The sequence below is a fragment of the Rossellomorea sp. ABR4_004 genome (genome assembly GCF_056159585.1).
This window is the reverse complement of sequence record NZ_JBSWVM010000001.1, coordinates 1,534,632-1,554,631: the sequence shown is the minus strand read 5'-3', so window position 1 is coordinate 1,554,631 and position 20,000 is coordinate 1,534,632. Positions and strand designations below refer to the sequence as shown.

Here is a 20,000-nt window from a genome sequence, read left to right as displayed (position 1 = left end):
TTCTTGCTTTTTCAATGAAAAGTGTGTCAATATTAGGTTGTATAACTAGCATTTGGAGGGATAGAGAATGAGTACACCGAAAGAACTTCGTTATTCAGAAGAACATGAGTGGGTCAAGGTTGAAGGGGAAAATGTACGCGTAGGAATCACATCATTTGCACAATCTGAACTGGGCGATATCGTATTCGTTGAGTTACCAGAGGTTGGAGATGAGATCAAAGCGGACGAGCCATTCGGTAGTGTTGAATCGGTTAAAACCGTTTCTGAGCTATATGCACCTGTATCTGGTAAGGTGGTAGAAGTGAATGAAGAGCTATCAGATAGCCCTGAATTCGTGAACGAATCACCTTATGAAAAAGCATGGATGATCGTTGTTGAACCTTCAGATGCTGGAGAAGTAGACAAGCTTATGACAGCTGAACAGTATGACGAAATGATTAATGAAGGGTAATTTGTTCCATGCACCTTGAGAATTTCTCAAGGTGTTTTGTTTTTTATTTTGGGTACCATATAAGTAGACGTTTTTTCACATAGAAAGGATGAATACCAATGGTACTTGAGCCTAGGAAATTAGATGTAACCAATAGAGTGACAGGAAAACTTAAAGATGGTGAAGTAGAATTATATTTGGATAATCAGCCGATCGGCAGAATGGCTTTGCCTCTTGACGGAATAACCATGGAGCCGAACTTTGAAGCAAGAGAAAATAAAATATATCAAAACTATACCTCCACAGAAGGCGATCAAGCAAGATATACCGATTGTGATGAGGGTGGCTGGTGTTAGAAAGGCTCGTGGTGCCAGATTCATTTGCGAATCTGGCACCATTTGTATAAATTAGATGGTTTATGCAAACCGCTTGCACTTTTTTTTATAAACATGAGAAAATATAAGTAGAAAGTGGACATCATCTCTTGTTATTTGAATATACTATCGTAATCTTATTTATGAAAGATAAGGTGATGATCATGATGGAACTTGACGAAAAAGTAATCATTGTCGAAGGGACAACGGACAAACGAAAAGTAAGAGATATCATTAAAGAACCGATTGAAATTATTTGTACAAACGGGACCATTAGCATTACGAAAATGGACGAACTCATTGATGCTTTATTGGAAAGGGATGTCTATATATTAGTAGATGCTGATGATGCAGGGGAAAAACTACGTAAGCAATTTAAACGTGAGTTTCCTGAAGCTGAACATTTGTATATTGATCGAATGTACAAGGAAGTGGCCGCAGCTCCGGAGTATCACCTCGCATCCGTTCTTATTGGAGCTAATATAGACGTTCATAAAGAATTTTTAGGAAAAAGGATGATCTAGTTTTGATTGAGGTAAGTAGTACCGAAATTTTAAAACAATCGATAGAAGACCATGCGTTCGAAGCTGTTTATTTATATACACCGATGTGTGGTACCTGTCAGGTTGCAAGCAAGATGATTGACGTCGTGGAGAAGCTTCCACAATCCTTTCATTTTTCGAAGGCAAACCTGAATTACTTGCCCCAATTTGCAGAAGAGCAATCCATCGAAAGTGTACCCTGTCTACTTTTATTTAAAGATGGCGTTGAACAGGAAAGGATTTATGCTTTTCAATCCGTACCATTTTTATATGAAACCCTAAACAAGACGGTGGATAGTTAAAGGGATAAGAGACCTTTTGGGAGAAGGTCTTTTTTATTTGTCTACATTCACCTATTTCTTCATGAAATCCAATTATAGAACGATTTTCTTTCTACATACGAAGACATATTTCTCGGGAAATGTTGCGAATGACATCATTTTTTGACTGGTTATCATCCAAATTCTTACTGTTCGACAAATTAGATGGATCTGTTCAAAACATGTCGAGAAAGTATAAGAGGGGAAAATACCTAAAAGTGGAATTGTAATTATATAGAAGTTTCACTGGGAGGGTATTCATGCGAATAAATTTAGAGGAATTAGTAGATCAATGTCATTCAAGGTATCACTTACGACTCTTATTTCCAGATAGCCCGTTTATTCTTCAGTTTGATTGTGGAAAAAAATTGTACGGTATTTCGATTTCGAGCAAGGGGTGCACAGTGTTGGATGATTTGAATAGGGAGGCTCATTTCGTCATTGAAGGAATGGAGGAAACAGTGGTTTCATTACTAACAGGAGAAGAGCGCTTGTCTCAGCTGATTGAGGAGGGGTCCCTGGAAGTAAGGGGAGGATATCGCCCGCTCTTATTTGTGGAGTCGGTTCTTTGGCTAACAAGATCCAGAGAAAAAGAGCCCGTTGAAGTTTAAACATCAAGCAGAAAAAAATAATTGACACACTCTATATCCGGTGATAGAATCTCTCTTGTAGCAAATTTTCAGAGTCTTTAACTATTCAAATAATTTAATAATATACTTTACTCTTATTTAGAGAGGTGGAGGGACGTGCCCTATGAAGCCCGGCAACCGTCAATGAAAATTGAAATGGTGCCAATTCACTCAAAGCATTTGCTTTGAAAGATGAGAGAAAGGATAGTCCTATATGATTATGCCTTTCTGCTTATCGCAGGAAGGCATTTTTTTGCTTTTAGAAAAAGGAGCAGGAAACATCAGGTAAGTACAACTATAATTCTGATTAAACAGGTCGTTTTACTCCGAAAGAAGGTGGCATACAACATGATTACCATTTCAGATGTGAAGAAAATATATCAATCCAAATCGGGTCCGATCTCAGCCGTTGATGGGGTCAACATTGATATTGCCCAAGGAGAAATTTTTGGGGTGATTGGCTATAGTGGGGCAGGTAAGAGTACGCTGATCCGGATGCTTAATGGTCTTGAAGTTCCTACAGATGGGATAGTGGACGTGAATGGTCAAATCGTTTCCCAGGTAAAGGGGAAAAAACTGAGGGAAGCAAGACAGTCAATAGGCATGATTTTTCAACACTTTAATCTCCTCTGGTCTCGTACTGTAATAGAAAATATCCAGTTCCCATTAGAAATTGCTGGAGTATCAAAGAAAGAGAGAGTTCAAAGAGCTAATGAATTATTGAAGCTTGTAGGTTTGGAAGGCAGAGGAGATGCCTATCCGTCTCAACTGAGCGGCGGACAGAAACAACGAGTGGGGATTGCAAGATCCCTTGCTAACAATCCCGATGTCCTTCTATGTGATGAGGCTACTTCCGCTTTAGATCCACAAACAACCGATTCCATCCTTGATTTATTGGTGGATATTAATAAACGCTTAGGGCTGACGATTGTCCTGATCACTCATGAAATGCACGTGATCCAGAAGATCTGTCACCGTGTTGCAGTCATGGAACAGGGAAAAGTCGTGGAACTCGGGGGTGTATTGGAAGTGTTCAGAAATCCACAAGAGCAAGTGACAAAGCGTTTCGTAAGAGAAGTCTCGGAGGTAAAGGAAACGGGTGAAACCATTGATCACTTACTGACCCAATATCCTAATGGAAAAGTGCTCAAATTTACTTTTGTAGGTGAATCAACTGAGCAGCCGCTCATCACCACGCTGATAAGGAAGTTTGATTTAGGCGTAAACATCCTGCAAGGACAAATCTCCCAAACCCAAAAAGGTGCCTATGGAACGTTATTTGTTCACCTTGATGGGGATGAACAAACCATTAACGATGCATTGGCGTTTGCTCATACGCAACTGGTTCAAGTGGAGGTGTTGAGAGGGTGATTGAAAATTTATTTCCAAATGTAGATTGGGAGAAGATGTGGGAAGCAACTCTCGAAACCCTGTATATGACCGGGATGTCTGTATTGATTACCTTTGTACTCGGAATGATCCTTGGGATTTTACTCTTCCTTACTTCCAAAGAAAATCTATGGGATAACAAACTGACATATACGATAACAAGTGCAGTCGTAAATGTGTTCAGATCGATTCCATTCATTATATTGATCGTGCTGTTAATTCCGTTCACCAAGTTTTTATTGGACACAATCCGTGGAGCGAATGCAGCTCTGCCCGCACTGATCATCGGGGCTGCTCCATTTTACGCCCGCATGGTAGAAATAGCTTTAAGAGAAGTGAACAAAGGCGTCATCGAGGCAGCGAAAGCGATGGGGGCGAAGACGAGCACAATTATATGGAAGGTACTCATACCTGAATCCATGCCGGCTTTGATTTCAGGGATTACGGTGACAGCCATAGCCCTTGTTGGATACACGGCAATGGCAGGGGTCATCGGAGCAGGAGGACTTGGTAACTTAGCTTATTTAGACGGCTTCCAACGAAGCAGGGAAGACGTGACGATCGCCGCAACCATTATGATTTTACTCATTGTGTTTGCAATTCAGATATTGGGTGATTTCTTTACAAATAAATTAGATAAACGATAAAAGGAGAGAAATTTAATGAAAAAATGGGTAGCAGGAGTTATAGCAGCAACAAGTATTTTTGGTTTGGCAGCATGTGGGGGCGGCTCAGGCTCTGGAAATGACGAAAAGGAATTGGTAGTAGGAGCTTCTAATATTCCACATGCTGAAATCCTTGAAAAAGTGAAGCCTGTTTTAGAAGAGAAAGGGATCGACTTGCAAATTGAAACGTATCAAGACTATATCCTCCCTAATAAAGATCTGGATAATGGAGACATTGACGCAAACTATTTCCAAACCACACCTTATATGGATTTGCAAATAAAGGAAAATGATTACGATTTTGTCAATGCAGGTGGAATTCATATTGAGCCGATCGGTGTTTATTCTAAAAAATACAAATCTCTCGAGGAGCTTCCTGAAGGCGCTACGATCTTAATGAGTAACTCTGTATCGGATCATGGACGTATCCTTACATTATTAGAGAAAAAAGGCCTCATCACGTTAAAGGATGGGGTGGAAAATACGCAAGCCCAACTTGAAGACATTAAAGAAAACCCTAGAAACCTTCAATTTGATTATGAGTACGAAGCAGCCCTTCTCCCACAAATGTATGAAAATGAAGAAGGGGACGCGGTTGTCATAAATTCTAACTATGCCATTGATGCAGGATTGAAGCCTCTTGAAGATTCAATTGCCATTGAAGATAGTAACTCTCCTTATGTGAATGTGATTGCAGTTAACAAAGGGGATGAAAGCAAAGAGGAAGTAAAAGCTCTAGTGGAAGCTTTGCGTTCGAAAGAAATCCAGGACTTCATTAATGAAGAATGGGATGGCGCGGTTGTGCCGGTAAGTGAATAAAGTGTGCAAACCCGATTCTGTCACTGTACAGAATCGGGTTTTTCATTGAAAGGTCTACCCAAACTTTTTAACATAATCATATCCTGATTGGTTCATACTATTTTCGATGAATCTATTTCAGAAATGGAGCTGATTGAAATGCAGATGGAACCAAGAAATACAACAGAAGCTGCCCTTCATGATTATAAAATGGGACTTGGAATCTTCACTGAAAAAATGCCTGAGCTTGCCGAACAGTATAATACATTCACTGAGCACTGCTTTAGAGAAGGAGTTCTTTCTAAAAAAGAAAAGCAGTTGATCGCATTAGGAATCAGTCTTTATTCCCAGGATGAATATTGCATCATCTACCACACAAAAGGATGCCTTGATCAAGGATGTTCAGAAGAAGAAATCCTTGAAGCAATCGGAGTAACAGCTGCATTTGGAGGCGGAGCGGTCATGAGTCAGGCTGTCACATTAATCCAGCAATCGATTCAGGATTTGAATCAGTTAAAGCAATAAGTGAACGATAAAATCAAGGGGGAGAAATCCTCCTTGATTTTTTGAAGAAATTTGATGGTTCAACAACCAAACTTCTATTTGTAGTAGAAGAGGTAAAGTTCTTTATTGGATCTATTCAATAGGTTCTATTCGTAAAGTTTTTTATTTATTAACATGAATCTGAGAGGGCTCTGTCAACCAGTTTATGTTAGATGGTGAGGGGAACTGCTCCGCTTGCAGCTAGCGTTCGGCCAAGCCTCCTCAGCTTAGCCGAACGGGGTCTCGGCACGCCCGTACTTCTGCAGGAGTCTGCGCAGTTCCCTCACCATCTTTAATGGAATTTTCATGACAGAGCTTCAAGGTGTGCAATAAAACAAGGCAATAGAAAAATTCTTCTTCCTTAAAAGGAAAATCAATCTCTACTTACCTTACATAAGATTGTTTACTAAAATTCTTGTTTTAATGGTTTTCCATTAAGGGTTCATGCTCAGAAAGTTTATTCTCGCTGCAGGATGATCGACTCCTGCGGGAATAGCTGGACAGGTGAGACCCCGGAGGCGCAGCCGAGGAGGCTCACCGCCAGCCCCGGGGAAAGCGAGCATCCTGTAGCGGAAATCAACTATTGCTTTCTCCTCTACAATAGCAACAAACTTTACGAAAATAGCCTTCCAAAAATGAATTCTTATTCAAAAAGATAAATTTTTATTAATATAGCTATTAATTGGCAGTATAATGGCGGAATTTTGTGAAAACTTAAAGGTAACCCCTTGAGGTTAGGGTGAAAAGGATGAATTTAAGAAAAAATGACCCTATACTGGTTTTGTCTTGTGAGCGAGGGGGTAGTATAGTTGTAAAGTAATTAAAAACCTGAAAGGAATGATTCATTATCGACTCTCTTGAGAGTATCTCGTACACAAGTGAAATGGAAAAAGCAATGCATGGAGCCCATGGGATTGGTTATGAGGTGTACAAACGAAAGCATGATGTCAGAATGCAAGTAGAGAAAAGAAGAGAGCAGGAATATAAGGAAAGCAGAAGAATGATTGCGGCACTTGATCGTAAGGTGCATGCTAATATATAATAAGGAAGAAAAAAGGAAACCAGTGTAGAGGATGCACTGGTTTTTTATTGTTATGCAATCAACGTTAATCCTCAATAAGCGGACATTCTCATACGTTTCACTTTATATCAGTATCGGTATGTTCCCAATGGCAATAAACCGGACAAGAAATCCCTACATCTTTCCTTTATTTTAAGCTAACAATAGAAAAGGATTATCTTGTCAAGTTTACACTATCTGTATAGTTGAAAAAGTTGATTATAGCTTTTATTTGTTATAAGATTAGAATGAGAATAAATTGAGAATGATTAAAGAATTTAATTCTTAAATTCATTATAAAGTCACGGAGGTAAATACACATGGCAGGTTCTACTTTAACAATTAAAGATCTTCATGTTGAGATTGAAGGAAAGGAAATCCTGAAAGGGGTTAACCTTGAAATTAAAGGTGGCGAGATCCACGCAGTAATGGGACCAAATGGTACAGGTAAATCTACTTTATCTTCTGCTATCATGGGTCATCCAAAGTATGAAGTGACAAAAGGAAGCATTCACTTTGACGGTGAAGATGTGCTTGAAATGGAAGTGGATGAGCGCGCTCGCGTAGGTCTATTCCTTGCAATGCAGTATCCAAGCGAAATCAACGGTGTAACAAATGCAGACTTCTTACGTTCAGCAATCAACAGCCGTCGCGAAGAAGGCGAAGAGATTTCTCTTATGAAATTCATCCGCAAAATGGATTCCGAAATGGAATACCTGGAAATGGATCCGGATATGGCACAGCGTTACTTAAATGAAGGATTCTCTGGTGGAGAGAAGAAGCGTAATGAAATCCTTCAATTAATGATGTTACAACCTAAGATTGCCATTCTTGACGAGATTGACTCTGGTCTTGATATCGATGCCCTTAAAGTTGTATCAAAAGGAATCAATAAAATGCGCGGTGAGGATTTCGGTTGCTTGATCATCACTCACTATCAGCGTCTTCTTAACTACATCACTCCTGATCATGTTCACGTTATGATGCAAGGACGCATTGTGAAATCAGGCGGGGAAGAATTAGCTCAACGCCTTGAAGCAGAAGGATATGACTGGATTAAAGAAGAGTTAGGAATCAAAGACGAAACTGTTGGCCAAGAAGCGTAAGTGTTAGGGGGATGAAAATGACTGTAGAAACGAAACTACCAGTAGAACAGGACTATGTCAGCTCCTACTCAAAACAACTCGGAGAGCCCGAATGGTTAACGACCCTTCGCACAGATGCCTTTGATAAAGTAAAGGATCTAAGTCTTCCAGTTGCTGATAAAACGAAAATCACGAATTGGAATTTTACTCAATTCCAAAAGCATACAGTGGAAAGTGATACGTTCTCATCATTGAGTGAGCTGCCGGATGAAGCAAAAGAATTAGTTGATATAGAAAGCAATGACCAAAGTCTTTATATTCAACGAAATAATACACCTGCTTTTCTTTCTCTTTCAAACGAATTAAAAGACAATGGTGTTATTTTTACGGATATTTTTACAGCTGTAAAAGAACACGGTGAGCTTGTACAGAAGTATTTCATGACTGAAGGTGTGAAAACGGATGAACACAAGCTTACAGCCCTTCATGCAGCATTGATGAATGGGGGAGTGTTCCTTTACATTCCAAAAAATGTGGAATTGACTCAACCGATTCAAGCGGTTTACGTTCATGACAATGCAGAAGTAGCGATGTTCAACCACGTATTAGTGGTGGCTGAAGATAACAGCTCTGTAACGTATGTTGAAAACTACATTTCTACAACAAATGTTGAAAACGGCGTATACAACATCATTACTGAAGTTTTGGCAAACAATAATGCTAAAGTGGAATACGGTGCTGTGGATAATTTAGCAAGCGGATTAACAACGTATGTTAACCGTCGTGGAATCGCACAAAGAGATGCTCGCATCGAGTGGGCTCTTGGATTAATGAACGATGGAGACACTGTTTCAGAAAACGTGACGAATCTTATGGGTGATGGCTCATATGGTGATACAAAAACCGTTGTCGTTGGACGCGGAAAACAGAAACAAAACTTCACAACGAAGGTTGTTCACTTCGGTAAAAACTCAGAAGGATACATCCTTAAGCATGGAGTTATGAAAGACGAAGCATCCTCCATCTTCAATGGTATCGGTAAAATTGAACACGGTGCGTCTAAGTCGAATGCAGAGCAGGAATCTCGCGTATTGATGCTCAGTGAAAAAGCACGTGGAGATGCGAATCCGATTCTTCTAATCGATGAAGATGATGTAACGGCAGGACATGCTGCTTCTGTGGGCCGAGTGGATCCGCTGCAACTTTACTACCTAATGAGTCGTGGTATTCCGCAACATGAAGCGGAACGTCTTGTTATTCATGGCTTCTTGGCTCCCGTGGTTAAACAATTGCCGATTGAAGGAGTTAAGAAACAACTTGTTGAGGTTATCGAAAGGAAAGTAAACTAATGGATGTAAAAGAGATTCGTAAACAATTTCCGATTCTCGACCAGGAAGTAAATGGCCATCCACTTGTTTATCTTGACAGTGCCGCAACATCGCAAAAACCGGTTTCCGTTATCGAAGCGATGAATGACTATTATCGTGGGTATAACTCGAATGTTCACCGTGGTGTTCATACTCTTGGGACGAGAGCGACAGATGGATATGAAGGTGCCCGTGAAAAGGTCCGTAATTTCATTAATGCTTCGTCCACTCAAGAAGTGATCTTTACCCGTGGGACGACAACAGCAATCAATACAGTTGCAGCAAGCTACGGTCGCGCCAATCTGTCCGAGGGTGACGAAATTGTGATCACTCACATGGAGCATCACAGTAATATCATACCTTGGCAGCAATTAGCCAAAGAAACCGGAGCCGCGTTAAAATATGTTCCCCTTCAAGAGGATGGGACAATAGCGATTGAAGATGTCAGAGCTACCGTGTCATCTCAAACGAAGATTGTATCGATCATGATGGTTTCAAACGTGCTTGGCACAATGAATCCAATTAAAGAAATCACCAAGATTGCTCATGAAAATGAAGCAGTCATGGTCGTTGACGGAGCGCAGGCTGCTCCACACATGAAAGTCGACGTGCAAGACCTCGACTGTGATTTCTTTGCCTTTTCAGGTCATAAGATGGTAGGTCCTACAGGGATCGGTGTACTTTACGGTAAGAAAAAACACCTGAACAAAATGGAACCGGTAGAATTCGGTGGAGAAATGATCGACTTTGTCGGGCTTCAGGAATCCACTTGGAAAGAGCTACCGTGGAAGTTTGAAGGTGGTACACCAATCATTGCAGGTGCCATTGGACTTGGAGCTGCGATTGATTTCCTTGAAGAAGTAGGACTTCATAACATTGAAGAACATGAACATAAGCTTGCGGCTTATGCATTGGAGAAAATGAATGAAGTCGAAGGTATGAAAATTTTTGGACCAAGTGATCCCGGAAAACGGGCAGGTCTTGTTACGTTTAACATTGATGATGTTCATCCGCATGATGTGGCAACCGTACTTGATGCTGAAGGGATTGCCGTTCGCGCGGGTCATCACTGTGCACAACCTCTGATGAAGTGGTTGAACGTATCCGCAACAGCACGTGCCAGCTTCTACCTCTATAATACGGAAGAAGATATTGATAAACTTGTTGCAGGCCTATTGAAGACAAAGGAGTTTTTCAGCGATGTCTTTTAATAATTTAGATCAGTTGTATCGACAAGTCATCATGGATCATTATAAGAATCCACGAAATAAAGGTTCTTTAGAGGATGGAAGCTTTACCATCGATATGAATAACCCTACTTGTGGAGATCGCATACACCTGACTTTAAAGGTTGCAGATGGTGTCGTACAGGATGCGAAGTTTGATGGGGAAGGGTGTTCGATCTCCATGGCTTCTGCTTCAATGATGACCCAGGCGGTTAAAGGGAAAGAGATTGAGAAAGCATTGAAGCTTTCCAAGATCTTCTCAGATATGATGCAAGGCAATGACTATGACGACGATGTGGATTTAGGAGATATTGAAGCATTACAAGGAGTCGCGAAATTTCCTGCCCGTATCAAATGTGCGACATTGGCATGGAAAGCGATGGAAAAAGGAGTGTCAGAGGAAGAGCAGGAATGATGCTCTCCTTCGGCACTACCAAAGAATGGAGGAATCAACATGGCTAAGAAAGCGCCTGAGATTGGGGATTATAAATATGGATTCAGCGACAAAGACGTCTCAATTTTCCGTTCGAAACGTGGTTTGACGCGCGAAATCGTAGAAGAAATCTCCCGCATGAAAGAAGAACCTCAATGGATGCTTGATTTCCGTTTGAAGTCACTTGAGCATTTTTATAATATGTCTATGCCTCAATGGGGTGGAGACATGCAGGAACTGAACTTTGATGAGATCACGTACTATGTGAAGCCTTCTGAAAAGTCAGAACGCAGCTGGGATGAAGTACCTGAAGAAATCAAGCAAACGTTTGATAAATTAGGTATTCCGGAAGCAGAGCAAAAGTATCTTGCAGGGGTATCTGCACAGTATGAATCAGAGGTTGTATACCACAACATGCAAGAAGACCTTGAAGAGATGGGCATCGTATTCAAAGATACAGATTCTGCCCTTAAAGAGAATGAAGAACTTTTCCGCGAGCACTGGGCAAAGGTTATTCCTCCAACGGATAACAAGTTCGCTGCCCTTAACTCAGCGGTATGGTCCGGTGGATCTTTCATTTATGTTCCTAAAGGAATCAAGGTGGACACACCACTTCAAGCTTATTTCCGTATCAACTCAGAGAACATGGGTCAATTCGAGCGTACGCTGATCATCGTGGATGAAGGCGCAAGTGTTCACTATGTTGAGGGTTGTACAGCACCGGTTTACACAACGAATTCCCTTCACTCTGCAGTCGTTGAAATCATCATCAAGAAAGATGCGTACTGCCGTTATACAACGATTCAAAACTGGGCGAACAACGTGTTCAACCTCGTTACGAAACGTGCTGTATGTGAAGCGAACGCAACGATGGAATGGGTAGATGGAAACATCGGTTCTAAATTAACGATGAAATACCCTGCGGTTATCCTTAAAGGTGAAGGCGCACGTGGAATGACACTATCCATCGCACTCGCAGGTAAAGGTCAGCACCAGGATGCCGGAGCGAAAATGATTCACCTGGCACCGAATACATCTTCTACAATCGTTTCTAAATCCATCTCCAAGCATGGTGGTAAAGTAACGTACCGTGGAATTGTACACTTTGGCCGTAAAGCGGAAGGCGCACGTTCAAACATTGAGTGTGATACGCTGATCATGGATAACCAATCCACTTCCGATACGATCCCTTACAACGAAATTCTTAACGATAACATCTCGTTAGAACACGAAGCGAAGGTATCAAAAGTATCCGAAGAACAATTATTCTATCTTATGAGCCGTGGTATTTCAGAGGAAGAAGCAACAGAAATGATCGTAATGGGCTTCATCGAGCCATTCACGAAAGAACTTCCAATGGAATACGCAGTCGAAATGAACCGCCTGATCAAGTTCGAAATGGAAGGTTCAATCGGTTAATCTATCATTCAAACTCCCTTGATGTTTCATCAAGGGAGTTTTTTCTGTTTTCAGTAAATCACCGCTATTCTTCCTCAATGAATCCAAACATAAGAATTTACATTTCCCTTATGATAAAATGGACATGTTCATAATAAAGCAGGTGAATGAAGATGATATACATAGGAGTAACAGGCTGGGGAGATCATGATACCCTTTATGAAAATGTTTCCCAGAGAGATAAATTAAAAGAATACGGTGCACATTTTCCCATTGTCGAGGTGGACACAACTTTCTATGCTGTCCAGCCTCTTCGTAATGCTGAAAAATGGGTAAGGGAAACACCCCAGGACTTTAAGTTTATTGTAAAGGCTTATCAGGGAATGACGGGGCATCAGCGGGGAGAGATCCCTTTTGAAACAAAAGAAGAGATGTTCAATGCCTTTAAGGAATCCCTTGTTCCGTACGTGGATGCAGGAAAATTGGCGATGGTTCTGCTTCAATTTCCCCCTTGGTACGATTGTAAAAAGGAGCATGTTGACTATATCCGGTACTGCAAGGGACAGCTAGAGGGATTTCCACTATCGTTGGAGTTTCGCCATCAAAGCTGGTTCAGACCGGAATTCCGGGATAAGACATTGACGTTTATGAACAAGGAAGGGTGGATCCATAGCATTTGCGATGAGCCTCAAGCAGGAGAAGGATCTGTACCACGGGTATTGGAAACCACTCATAAGGATGCCACACTCATTCGTTTTCACGGCAGGAATCTTTACGGCTGGAATAAACCGAATGGGGAAGACTGGCGGGAGGTTCGTTATTTATATCGCTATAATCGTGCTGAACTGGAGGAATGGATTCCGCATATTCATCAGTTGCACAAAAACTCTAAAGATCTATATATTCTTTTCAATAATAATTCTGGTGGAGATGCCGCTGACAACGCGAAAGAGCTCATTGAATTATTGGACCTTGAATATGGAGGGCTTGCACCAAAGCAACTGGATTTATTTTAGCTGACAGGAGATGAAAGACAGATGGAATGGATCGTTCTTCTATCAATCGGACTTTTAGCAGGAGCGATAGGATCCCTCGTAGGGCTGGGCGGAGGAGTCATCATTGTTCCTGCCCTGATCTATTTCGGTACATATACAAGCTTGATTGAGGGAATGAATCCTCAGACAGCTGTAGGAACATCGTTGGTCATTATGATTTTCACAGGGTTATCATCCACCCTGGCTTATTTAAAGCATAAGACCGTTGATTATAAAAGCGGCCTGATCTTCTTTGCCGGAAGTGGACCTGGATCAATACTTGGAGCTTGGGTAAACAAGGGATTGAACATGGAAAGCTTTAATTTATATTTCGGTATATTTATGATTCTGATTGCCATTGTGCTCATGATAAGAAACAAGTTAAAGCCTATTGAGAAATTCAAGGATGCATCTTTTCAACGGGAATTTACCGATCCTGGGGGAAACACTTTTCGATATGGGTATCCTCCTGTATTAGGTGCGGCTATTGCCTTTGTAGTTGGATTTACATCTGGTTTATTTGGCATCGGCGGTGGATCATTAATGGTACCTGCCATGATCTTGATTTTTCTTTTCCCACCTCATGTAGCCGTCGCCACATCGATGTTCATGATTTTTTTATCGGCATTGGTCAGTTCAGGGACGCATGTCATGTTTGGAAATGTAAAGTGGTTATATGCACTTGCACTCATTCCTGGCGCCTGGATAGGGGCAAAGTTTGGGGCCTATTTGAATATGAAGCTTGAATCAAAAGTATTAGTGAGCGTTTTACGGATTATATTAATTTTAATTGGAATTCGTTTGATTTACCAAGGTATTACAGGATAACATACCTCCAATAGGAGTGAGAATATAGTGAAAGAAACCATTCATATTTATCATACAAACGACCTTCACAGTCATTTTGAGAATTGGTCAAGGATTCGGGAATTTTTGAAGAAAAGAAAACAATGGCATCTGGATGAAGGGGAGCCTGTTTATCTATTTGATATTGGAGATCATGTAGACCGCTGGCATCCATTAAGTGAAGCGACTTTAGGAAAAGGAAACATCGGTTTTCTAAATGAAGTCGGCTTTGATGCAGTAACCATTGGGAACAATGAAGGAATTACACTGGATTATGAAGGTTTAAACAGCCTGTATGAAAATGCAGATTTTCACGTGATTGTAGGCAATCTATTAGACCAGGCATCGCAGCTTCCAAGCTGGGTCAAAAAATATCATATTTTTCAAACGAATAGTGGCATGAAAATTGGCGTCATCGGATTGACAGCTTATTTTAAACCTTTTTATAAAGCCCTCGGCTGGAATATTACCTCGCCGCTGGATGAACTTGAGAAATTGGTTCAAGAGCTTCACCCTCGTGTGGATATGGTGATTCTTCTATCTCACCTGGGGATTCGGGATGATGAGTTGATTGCAGCGCAATTTCCCGAAATTGACGTTATCCTTGGAGCTCATACCCATCATGTGTTGCATCAAGGAAAAGAAATTAAGGGAACGATGCTTGGCGCAGCAGGAAAGTATGGTCATTATGTTGGTCATATGATGATAGAGGTTGACACAGCCCAAAAAAAGATAGTCGGTAAAAAAGCACAGCTTTATGAACAGCAGGAACTTCCCGTTGTCGAAAAGGAAGAGCAGGAAAATCTCGAGTGGTATCAGGAGGGGGAGGCTTTATTAGGGGAGAAAGTAACCGAGCTCGCCGAACCCCTGGCAGTGGATTGGTTTCATCCTTCTCCACTTCCGGATCTGTTATGCGATGGTCTTGCTGAATGGTGCGAGGCTGATTGTGCCTTTCTCAATTCAGGCTTGCTCATTGAAGGACTGGAAGATGGGGCAGTGACGAAACAGGATCTGCATCGGATCCTGCCTCATCCCATCAATCCATGTCTCATCGAGGTGAAGGGGGCAGAGCTGAAGGAAATCATTAAACAGACATTTAATGAGGAATGGCCGCATCTTCAAGTAAAGGGGTTAGGATTCAGAGGCAAGGTGATGGGCCGGTTTGTATATACGAATATTCAAATCAATGGCCATGAAATCTTAATTGGTCAAAAGCCGATTGATCCACAGAAGATATACAAGCTTGCCTTACCAGATATGTTCACGTTTGGACACTTCTTTCCAGATCTTCAAAGACTGGAGAAAAAATACTTTATGCCTGAGTTTTTACGGGATGTCCTTCAGTGGAAATTAAAGCAGTAAATGTATCACCGTTTCCTTCCTCGTATCATACATATGAGGGAAAGGAGCGATGGCACATGATGAATGTATCTCCGATTACCATTCAGGGACATACCTTTTTAGCGATTTCTGTTGAACTGCCCAAAACCAATCTCCTCGTTGTAACGAGTGATATGGGTTATATAATGTGTGGAGCACTTGACGTAGCGTTACTAAATGAGAAGTTGAAAGACAGAGGAATCATTGCAGGCAGAGCCGTCGGTGTAAAAACAATCGATCAGCTTCTGGACGCACCTCTTGAATCCATCACCTATGAGGCAGAAAATCGCGGCATTACACCTGGCATGATCGGCCGGGATGCATTGTTGAAAATGATATAAGGATAAATTGGACCAGTTGCTTTTTTTAGAGCGCTGGTTTTTTGTTGGATGGATAGTACCATTTTCTTTATATTCTTTCATGAATAATTAACAATATATCAGGAAATACACCTTGCAAGTACGTTTTTATCCTTTATAATGGAGATACTAGGAAATTTTGTCGAAAAATGAAAGAATTACATAGGAGAATTCTATGAGGCTTATATCAACTAGGGCTTTGAAACCGGGCATGGTTCTAGCTACAACCGTATATAATATGAGAGGTCAAGCTTTAATTCATGATAACGTTCCGATTACAGAACGCATGATTTTCAGGTTGCAGGAGCTTAGTATTCAGTATGTCTATATTGAAGACTCCCTTTCGAAGGGAATCCATGTAAAGGGAACTGTTTCGAGTAAGGTGAGACAGCAAGCTGTAAATAATATTGAGATGGCCTTTAATCAACTAAGCGTATCGAAAGCGCCACCAGGTGTGCTTATGATTGAAGATAGTGCCAAGCAATTGAAGCAGGTGATTGATGTAGTCTTGTCTGAAGTAAAGGCGAATCATGATCTCCTAACCATTTTGACGGATGTTTTCACATATGACTCCTATATTTTTCATCATTCATTTAATGTGACTTTGTATACGTTATCCATAGGTCTGGAACTTAAACTGTCCACTAAACAGCTCGAGCAGTTAGGCGTGGGAGCAATTTTGCATGATATCGGTAAGATGCTTGTGCCGGAGGAAATTCTTCTGAAGCCAGGAAAGCTGACAGAAGACGAATTTTGTGAAATCAAGAAGCATTCAGAACACGGTTTTGAGATTTTGCGACAGCTTCATTCTGTGTCCCTGATCATTGCACACTGCGCATACCAGCACCATGAGCGGCTTGATGGATCCGGTTATCCACGAGGAATCAAAGGTGAGGATATCCACCCCTTTGCAAAAATCATTGCGGTGGCCGATGTATTCGACGCCATGACGTCAAATCGTGTATATCGGAAAGCCATGCTTCCACATCAAGCGCTGGAGGTATTATATGCAGGAAGCGGTACTTTGTTTGATACAAATGTGATTGAAGCCTTCAGGTCTTCTGTTGCCATTTATCCAAATGGGATGGTTGTCGAGCTGAATGATGGCCGAAAAGGAATTGTGACCGATCAAAATAAAGGTGTAACGGATCGACCGGTGATCCGGATCATAGAAGAAGATGGACAGGAAATACAAACTCCTTATCCCATGGATTTAAGTACGGAATTGGATAAGGTAATTACCGGATTTGATCCGGATTATGAACCACAATCTCTTAAAATTAAATAATTTTCTTGCGTTAAACCCCTCTTACTTTGCATACAAATAGCTTGTAAGGGGGGATTTTTTTGTCAAAGTTTAAAACATACAAACCCCGAAGAGGAGGGCCGCTGCCTTTTCGATATGTGATGATCATCACGATTCTATTCTTTATGATTTCAACTGGATTCGGATTGTGGATCATTAACAAAGGTTTGAAACCGACACTGCTTGCTTATGCTGAAACTCAAACCAGCAGGATCGGTACGTTGGTTATCAATAAAGCAATAAACAAAAAAATTGCAGATGTTCTTGATATTTCGGATATAACGGAAGAAGTGAAGAATACAGAAGGCGATATTGTTTCATTTAAATATAATACTCAGACCATCAACCGGGTTCAGGCTGAAATCACCAACTTAGTTCAGCAAAATCTACAAGAAGCAGAGGAAGGAAATTTAGAAAACCTTGAATTTATTACCGAAGTGGAAATCGATGAAGGAAAGTCAAAAGCAGCGAAGGGCATCACATACTCTGTCCCTCTTGGGCAAGCGACCAACAACGTGTTACTCGGAAACCTTGGTCCAAAAGTGCCGATTCGCTTTCACTCGATCGGAGATGTCCGTTCTGATATTAAAACTACGGTAGAGCAATTCGGGATTAATAATGCCGTTGTAAAAGTGTTTGTCGAGCTTGAAGTCAATGTCCAGATCATCATTCCATTTGCAACGAAAACCGAAACCATCAAGCAGGATATTTTGGTTGCCATGGGTACCGTTCACCTGGATGTACCTCAGTTTTATAACAATGGTGGTGGTGAATCCAGTCCTTCTATTGAAATTCCCACAAATTAGTCAGGAAAAAAAGTTGTCAAAAGAATGATAGTTTGTTATATTAATAAAGAAAATTTTATAACACACCACATCATCAGTCCGATGGGGTAGAGGCGCAGGGTTCAAGAGTAAGCTGTTTGAGGATGACAACTGAGAGAACAGATGAAAGGGAACTTTTGCCGAAGTAAATATACATGTCGAATGTGTATTTGCTGGGGTTATCTTGAAGAAGGATAACACTGTCATTATAGGGAATCTCTATAATGGGGAGCTACAGATCGTGATGGAGCACTTAAATTACTTATTAAGGTAATGATAGCTTCTCTATCGTTGCCTTTTTTTATTATCCTCTGTCATGCTACGATGGTTCCCCCCTATCAAATAGGAGGAGGACACTATGGAAAACACGATTTACTCATTATTACCACCCCTTTTAGCCATTCTTATGGTTATACTCACGAGACGGGTTCTACTTTCACTTGGAGTAGGAATCGTTGCGTCTGCCTTTCTGTTAGCAGATTTCTCAATAACGAAAACATTCAGTTTTATGTGGGACGCCTTTAAAGGCATCTTCGTCGCAGATGGAGCGCTCAACACCTGGAATGTCTATATTATCTTCTTCTTGCTTATTCTTGGTGTCATCACTGCATTTGTGAATATTTCCGGCGGTAGCCGCGCATTCGGTGAATGGGCGATGAAACGCGTGAAAACGAGAAAAGGTGCACAGCTCCTTGCAGCCGTTTTAGGTATCATAATTTTTATTGATGACTATTTTAACGCTCTTGCTGTTGGGCAGGTTTCCAGACCCATTACAGATCGTCACAAAATTTCACGTGCCAAACTAGCCTATATCATCGACTCGACATCGGCACCGATTTGTGTCGTTTCACCAATCTCAAGTTGGGGAGCGTACATCATCGGTATTATCGGTTCGATTCTGGCTGCACACAGTATCACAGAGTACACTGCATTTTCAGCCTTCGTTCAAATGATTCCAATGAATCTTTATGTCTGGGCAGCTGTTCTGCTTGTCATCATGGTTGCTGCTAAAGGCTTGGACTTTGGAAAGATGAAAGAGCATGAAGTAAGAGCCCTTGAAACGGGAGCCCTTTATGATCCTGAAAAAGAGATTCCAGGCGAATTGAAAAATGATCTGCCTGTCAGCTCAAAAGGATCAGTTGGTGATCTTGTCTGGCCGATCGTAGCACTTGTTATCGGTACAATTGGAATGATGCTCTGGACAGGATATCAAGCCGTTGGATCATTTGACATCCTGCCGATTTTTGAAAATACAGATGTAACGAAATCATTATTATATGGTGGGTTATTCGGTCTCCTTGTTGCGCTGATCTTCTTCATCCGTCAAGTCAGCTTGAAAGGAATCGAAGGTAAAGCAGTTGGAGTAGCAGTAGTGGAAGGGATCAAATCCATGTTACCTGCCGTTTACATCCTTATCTTCGCCTGGACGATCGTCACATTGATCGATCAATTGCAAACAGGTACGTATCTTGCGGGTCTGGTTGAACAATCAAGCTTACCGATGCAGGCACTTCCAGTCATTTTGTTCTTAGTTGCCGGAATCATGGCATTCTCGACGGGAACTTCATGGGGATCTTTCGGAATCTTACTTCCGATCGCCGGGGAAATTGCTGCAGCGACAGATGTAAGTATCTTACTTCCTGCTATGGCAGCTGTATTAGCCGGATCCGTATTGGGAGATCACTGTTCTCCAATCTCGGATACAACCATCCTTTCCTCTACAGGAGCAGGAAGCAATCATATCGATCACGTTCTTACACAGCTTCCATACGCCTTAATCGGGGCGGTTGCTGCTTCAATTGGATATCTTGTATTAGGATTCACTGGAAGCACATTATTCGGTCTTGGTGTTGTGATCATCTTAATCATCGCATTCGCTTTTCTGTTTGGTGAAAAAGCAAAACCGGCTGTTTCAGAACAATAATAAAGAGGCTGGGACAAAAGTGTTTTAGTCTAAGTAAACCCGAACCAATCCGCTTCTTAGAGGCAGAG

The 20,000-nt window shown here is 41.3% G+C and carries 22 protein-coding genes and 2 riboswitches; all 22 genes read left to right on the top strand.

The genetic code is table 11. The features are described 5' to 3' along the window. The first annotated feature begins 67 nt into the window (after positions 1 to 67). Complete coding sequence (gene gcvH, locus ACXAF2_RS08225) at positions 68 to 451, top strand: glycine cleavage system protein GcvH (RefSeq protein WP_044338178.1); 384 nt, start codon at positions 68 to 70, stop codon at positions 449 to 451. A gap of 98 nt (positions 452 to 549) precedes the next feature. Continuing rightward, positions 550 to 786, top strand: a complete 237-nt coding sequence (locus ACXAF2_RS08220) for a YusG family protein (protein WP_475138112.1) — start codon at positions 550 to 552, stop codon at positions 784 to 786. A gap of 182 nt (positions 787 to 968) precedes the next feature. Beyond that, on the top strand, positions 969 to 1,328 hold the full coding sequence (locus tag ACXAF2_RS08215; RefSeq protein ID WP_148970066.1) for a toprim domain-containing protein: 360 nt from the start codon (positions 969 to 971) through the stop codon (positions 1,326 to 1,328). A gap of 5 nt (positions 1,329 to 1,333) precedes the next feature. Then, positions 1,334 to 1,648, top strand: coding sequence for a thioredoxin family protein (locus ACXAF2_RS08210; protein ID WP_475139150.1), 315 nt, complete (start codon positions 1,334 to 1,336; stop codon positions 1,646 to 1,648). A gap of 278 nt (positions 1,649 to 1,926) precedes the next feature. Then, positions 1,927 to 2,277, top strand: coding sequence for an SCP2 sterol-binding domain-containing protein (locus ACXAF2_RS08205; RefSeq protein ID WP_475138111.1), 351 nt, complete (start codon positions 1,927 to 1,929; stop codon positions 2,275 to 2,277). A 110-nt stretch (positions 2,278 to 2,387) separates the two neighbouring features. Continuing rightward, a riboswitch (SAM riboswitch) is annotated at positions 2,388 to 2,494 on the top strand. 149 nt (positions 2,495 to 2,643) lie between these two features. Further along, positions 2,644 to 3,666, top strand: a complete 1,023-nt coding sequence (locus ACXAF2_RS08200; protein WP_475138110.1) for a methionine ABC transporter ATP-binding protein — start codon at positions 2,644 to 2,646, stop codon at positions 3,664 to 3,666. Continuing rightward, positions 3,663 to 4,331, top strand: coding sequence for a methionine ABC transporter permease (locus tag ACXAF2_RS08195; protein WP_148970063.1), 669 nt, complete (start codon positions 3,663 to 3,665; stop codon positions 4,329 to 4,331). Before ACXAF2_RS08200 ends, ACXAF2_RS08195 begins: the two co-directional genes overlap by 4 nt. 15 nt (positions 4,332 to 4,346) lie before the next feature. Continuing rightward, positions 4,347 to 5,168 carry a MetQ/NlpA family ABC transporter substrate-binding protein gene (locus ACXAF2_RS08190; RefSeq protein ID WP_475138109.1) on the top strand — a complete coding sequence of 274 codons (822 nt, stop codon included), beginning with the start codon at positions 4,347 to 4,349 and terminating at the stop codon, positions 5,166 to 5,168. 138 nt (positions 5,169 to 5,306) lie between these two features. Continuing rightward, positions 5,307 to 5,672 (top strand): carboxymuconolactone decarboxylase family protein, encoded by a 366-nt coding sequence (locus tag ACXAF2_RS08185; protein ID WP_187443384.1) that lies wholly within the window; start codon positions 5,307 to 5,309, stop codon positions 5,670 to 5,672. A gap of 913 nt (positions 5,673 to 6,585) precedes the next feature. Continuing rightward, complete coding sequence (locus ACXAF2_RS08180) at positions 6,586 to 6,732, top strand: YuzK family famiily protein (protein ID WP_475138108.1); 147 nt, start codon at positions 6,586 to 6,588, stop codon at positions 6,730 to 6,732. Between the two features lie 338 nt (positions 6,733 to 7,070). After that, the gene (gene sufC / locus ACXAF2_RS08175; RefSeq protein WP_044338171.1) at positions 7,071 to 7,856 is read left to right on the top strand and encodes a Fe-S cluster assembly ATPase SufC; all 786 of its coding nucleotides are present in this window, start codon (positions 7,071 to 7,073) and stop codon (positions 7,854 to 7,856) included. A gap of 17 nt (positions 7,857 to 7,873) precedes the next feature. Continuing rightward, positions 7,874 to 9,184, top strand: a complete 1,311-nt coding sequence (gene sufD / locus ACXAF2_RS08170) for a Fe-S cluster assembly protein SufD (protein WP_475138107.1) — start codon at positions 7,874 to 7,876, stop codon at positions 9,182 to 9,184. After that, complete coding sequence (locus tag ACXAF2_RS08165) at positions 9,184 to 10,413, top strand: cysteine desulfurase (protein WP_475138106.1); 1,230 nt, start codon at positions 9,184 to 9,186, stop codon at positions 10,411 to 10,413. The genes sufD and ACXAF2_RS08165 overlap by 1 nt, the downstream gene beginning before the upstream one ends. Further along, positions 10,403 to 10,843 (top strand): Fe-S cluster assembly sulfur transfer protein SufU, encoded by a 441-nt coding sequence (gene sufU, locus ACXAF2_RS08160; protein ID WP_475138105.1) that lies wholly within the window; start codon positions 10,403 to 10,405, stop codon positions 10,841 to 10,843. The genes ACXAF2_RS08165 and sufU overlap by 11 nt, the downstream gene beginning before the upstream one ends. 39 nt (positions 10,844 to 10,882) lie before the next feature. Next, positions 10,883 to 12,280, top strand: coding sequence for a Fe-S cluster assembly protein SufB (sufB, locus tag ACXAF2_RS08155; RefSeq protein WP_044338167.1), 1,398 nt, complete (start codon positions 10,883 to 10,885; stop codon positions 12,278 to 12,280). A gap of 152 nt (positions 12,281 to 12,432) precedes the next feature. Then, positions 12,433 to 13,275, top strand: a complete 843-nt coding sequence (locus ACXAF2_RS08150) for a DUF72 domain-containing protein (RefSeq protein ID WP_475138104.1) — start codon at positions 12,433 to 12,435, stop codon at positions 13,273 to 13,275. A 21-nt stretch (positions 13,276 to 13,296) separates the two neighbouring features. Beyond that, positions 13,297 to 14,121 carry a sulfite exporter TauE/SafE family protein gene (locus ACXAF2_RS08145; protein ID WP_475138103.1) on the top strand — a complete coding sequence of 275 codons (825 nt, stop codon included), beginning with the start codon at positions 13,297 to 13,299 and terminating at the stop codon, positions 14,119 to 14,121. A gap of 27 nt (positions 14,122 to 14,148) precedes the next feature. Beyond that, positions 14,149 to 15,501, top strand: a complete 1,353-nt coding sequence (locus ACXAF2_RS08140; protein WP_475138102.1) for a bifunctional metallophosphatase/5'-nucleotidase — start codon at positions 14,149 to 14,151, stop codon at positions 15,499 to 15,501. A gap of 56 nt (positions 15,502 to 15,557) precedes the next feature. Beyond that, positions 15,558 to 15,860: a YunC family protein gene (locus tag ACXAF2_RS08135; RefSeq protein ID WP_475138101.1), complete on the top strand. Its 303-nt coding sequence runs from the start codon at positions 15,558 to 15,560 to the stop codon at positions 15,858 to 15,860. Positions 15,861 to 16,053: 193 nt separating this feature from the next. Next, positions 16,054 to 17,166, top strand: coding sequence for an HD-GYP domain-containing protein (locus ACXAF2_RS08130; protein ID WP_475138100.1), 1,113 nt, complete (start codon positions 16,054 to 16,056; stop codon positions 17,164 to 17,166). 59 nt (positions 17,167 to 17,225) lie between these two features. Beyond that, positions 17,226 to 17,990, top strand: coding sequence for a sporulation protein YunB (gene yunB / locus ACXAF2_RS08125; RefSeq protein ID WP_148970790.1), 765 nt, complete (start codon positions 17,226 to 17,228; stop codon positions 17,988 to 17,990). Between the two features lie 79 nt (positions 17,991 to 18,069). Beyond that, positions 18,070 to 18,251, top strand: a riboswitch (Lysine riboswitch). Positions 18,252 to 18,366: 115 nt separating this feature from the next. Then, positions 18,367 to 19,932 carry a Na+/H+ antiporter NhaC family protein gene (locus ACXAF2_RS08120; protein WP_475138099.1) on the top strand — a complete coding sequence of 522 codons (1,566 nt, stop codon included), beginning with the start codon at positions 18,367 to 18,369 and terminating at the stop codon, positions 19,930 to 19,932. The last annotated feature ends 68 nt before the right edge of the window (positions 19,933 to 20,000 follow it).

Coding starts and splice junctions, on each gene's coding strand:
- gcvH (WP_044338178.1), top strand. CDS start 68: ATGAGTACACCGAAAGAACTTCGTTATTCAGAAGAACATGAGTGGGTC.
- ACXAF2_RS08220 (WP_475138112.1), top strand. CDS start 550: ATGGTACTTGAGCCTAGGAAATTAGATGTAACCAATAGAGTGACAGGA.
- ACXAF2_RS08215 (WP_148970066.1), top strand. CDS start 969: ATGATGGAACTTGACGAAAAAGTAATCATTGTCGAAGGGACAACGGAC.
- ACXAF2_RS08205 (WP_475138111.1), top strand. CDS start 1,927: ATGCGAATAAATTTAGAGGAATTAGTAGATCAATGTCATTCAAGGTAT.
- ACXAF2_RS08200 (WP_475138110.1), top strand. CDS start 2,644: ATGATTACCATTTCAGATGTGAAGAAAATATATCAATCCAAATCGGGT.
- ACXAF2_RS08190 (WP_475138109.1), top strand. CDS start 4,347: ATGAAAAAATGGGTAGCAGGAGTTATAGCAGCAACAAGTATTTTTGGT.
- ACXAF2_RS08185 (WP_187443384.1), top strand. CDS start 5,307: ATGCAGATGGAACCAAGAAATACAACAGAAGCTGCCCTTCATGATTAT.
- ACXAF2_RS08180 (WP_475138108.1), top strand. CDS start 6,586: ATGCATGGAGCCCATGGGATTGGTTATGAGGTGTACAAACGAAAGCAT.
- sufC (WP_044338171.1), top strand. CDS start 7,071: ATGGCAGGTTCTACTTTAACAATTAAAGATCTTCATGTTGAGATTGAA.
- sufD (WP_475138107.1), top strand. CDS start 7,874: ATGACTGTAGAAACGAAACTACCAGTAGAACAGGACTATGTCAGCTCC.
- ACXAF2_RS08165 (WP_475138106.1), top strand. CDS start 9,184: ATGGATGTAAAAGAGATTCGTAAACAATTTCCGATTCTCGACCAGGAA.
- sufU (WP_475138105.1), top strand. CDS start 10,403: ATGTCTTTTAATAATTTAGATCAGTTGTATCGACAAGTCATCATGGAT.
- sufB (WP_044338167.1), top strand. CDS start 10,883: ATGGCTAAGAAAGCGCCTGAGATTGGGGATTATAAATATGGATTCAGC.
- ACXAF2_RS08150 (WP_475138104.1), top strand. CDS start 12,433: ATGATATACATAGGAGTAACAGGCTGGGGAGATCATGATACCCTTTAT.
- ACXAF2_RS08145 (WP_475138103.1), top strand. CDS start 13,297: ATGGAATGGATCGTTCTTCTATCAATCGGACTTTTAGCAGGAGCGATA.
- ACXAF2_RS08135 (WP_475138101.1), top strand. CDS start 15,558: ATGATGAATGTATCTCCGATTACCATTCAGGGACATACCTTTTTAGCG.
- ACXAF2_RS08130 (WP_475138100.1), top strand. CDS start 16,054: ATGAGGCTTATATCAACTAGGGCTTTGAAACCGGGCATGGTTCTAGCT.
- ACXAF2_RS08120 (WP_475138099.1), top strand. CDS start 18,367: ATGGAAAACACGATTTACTCATTATTACCACCCCTTTTAGCCATTCTT.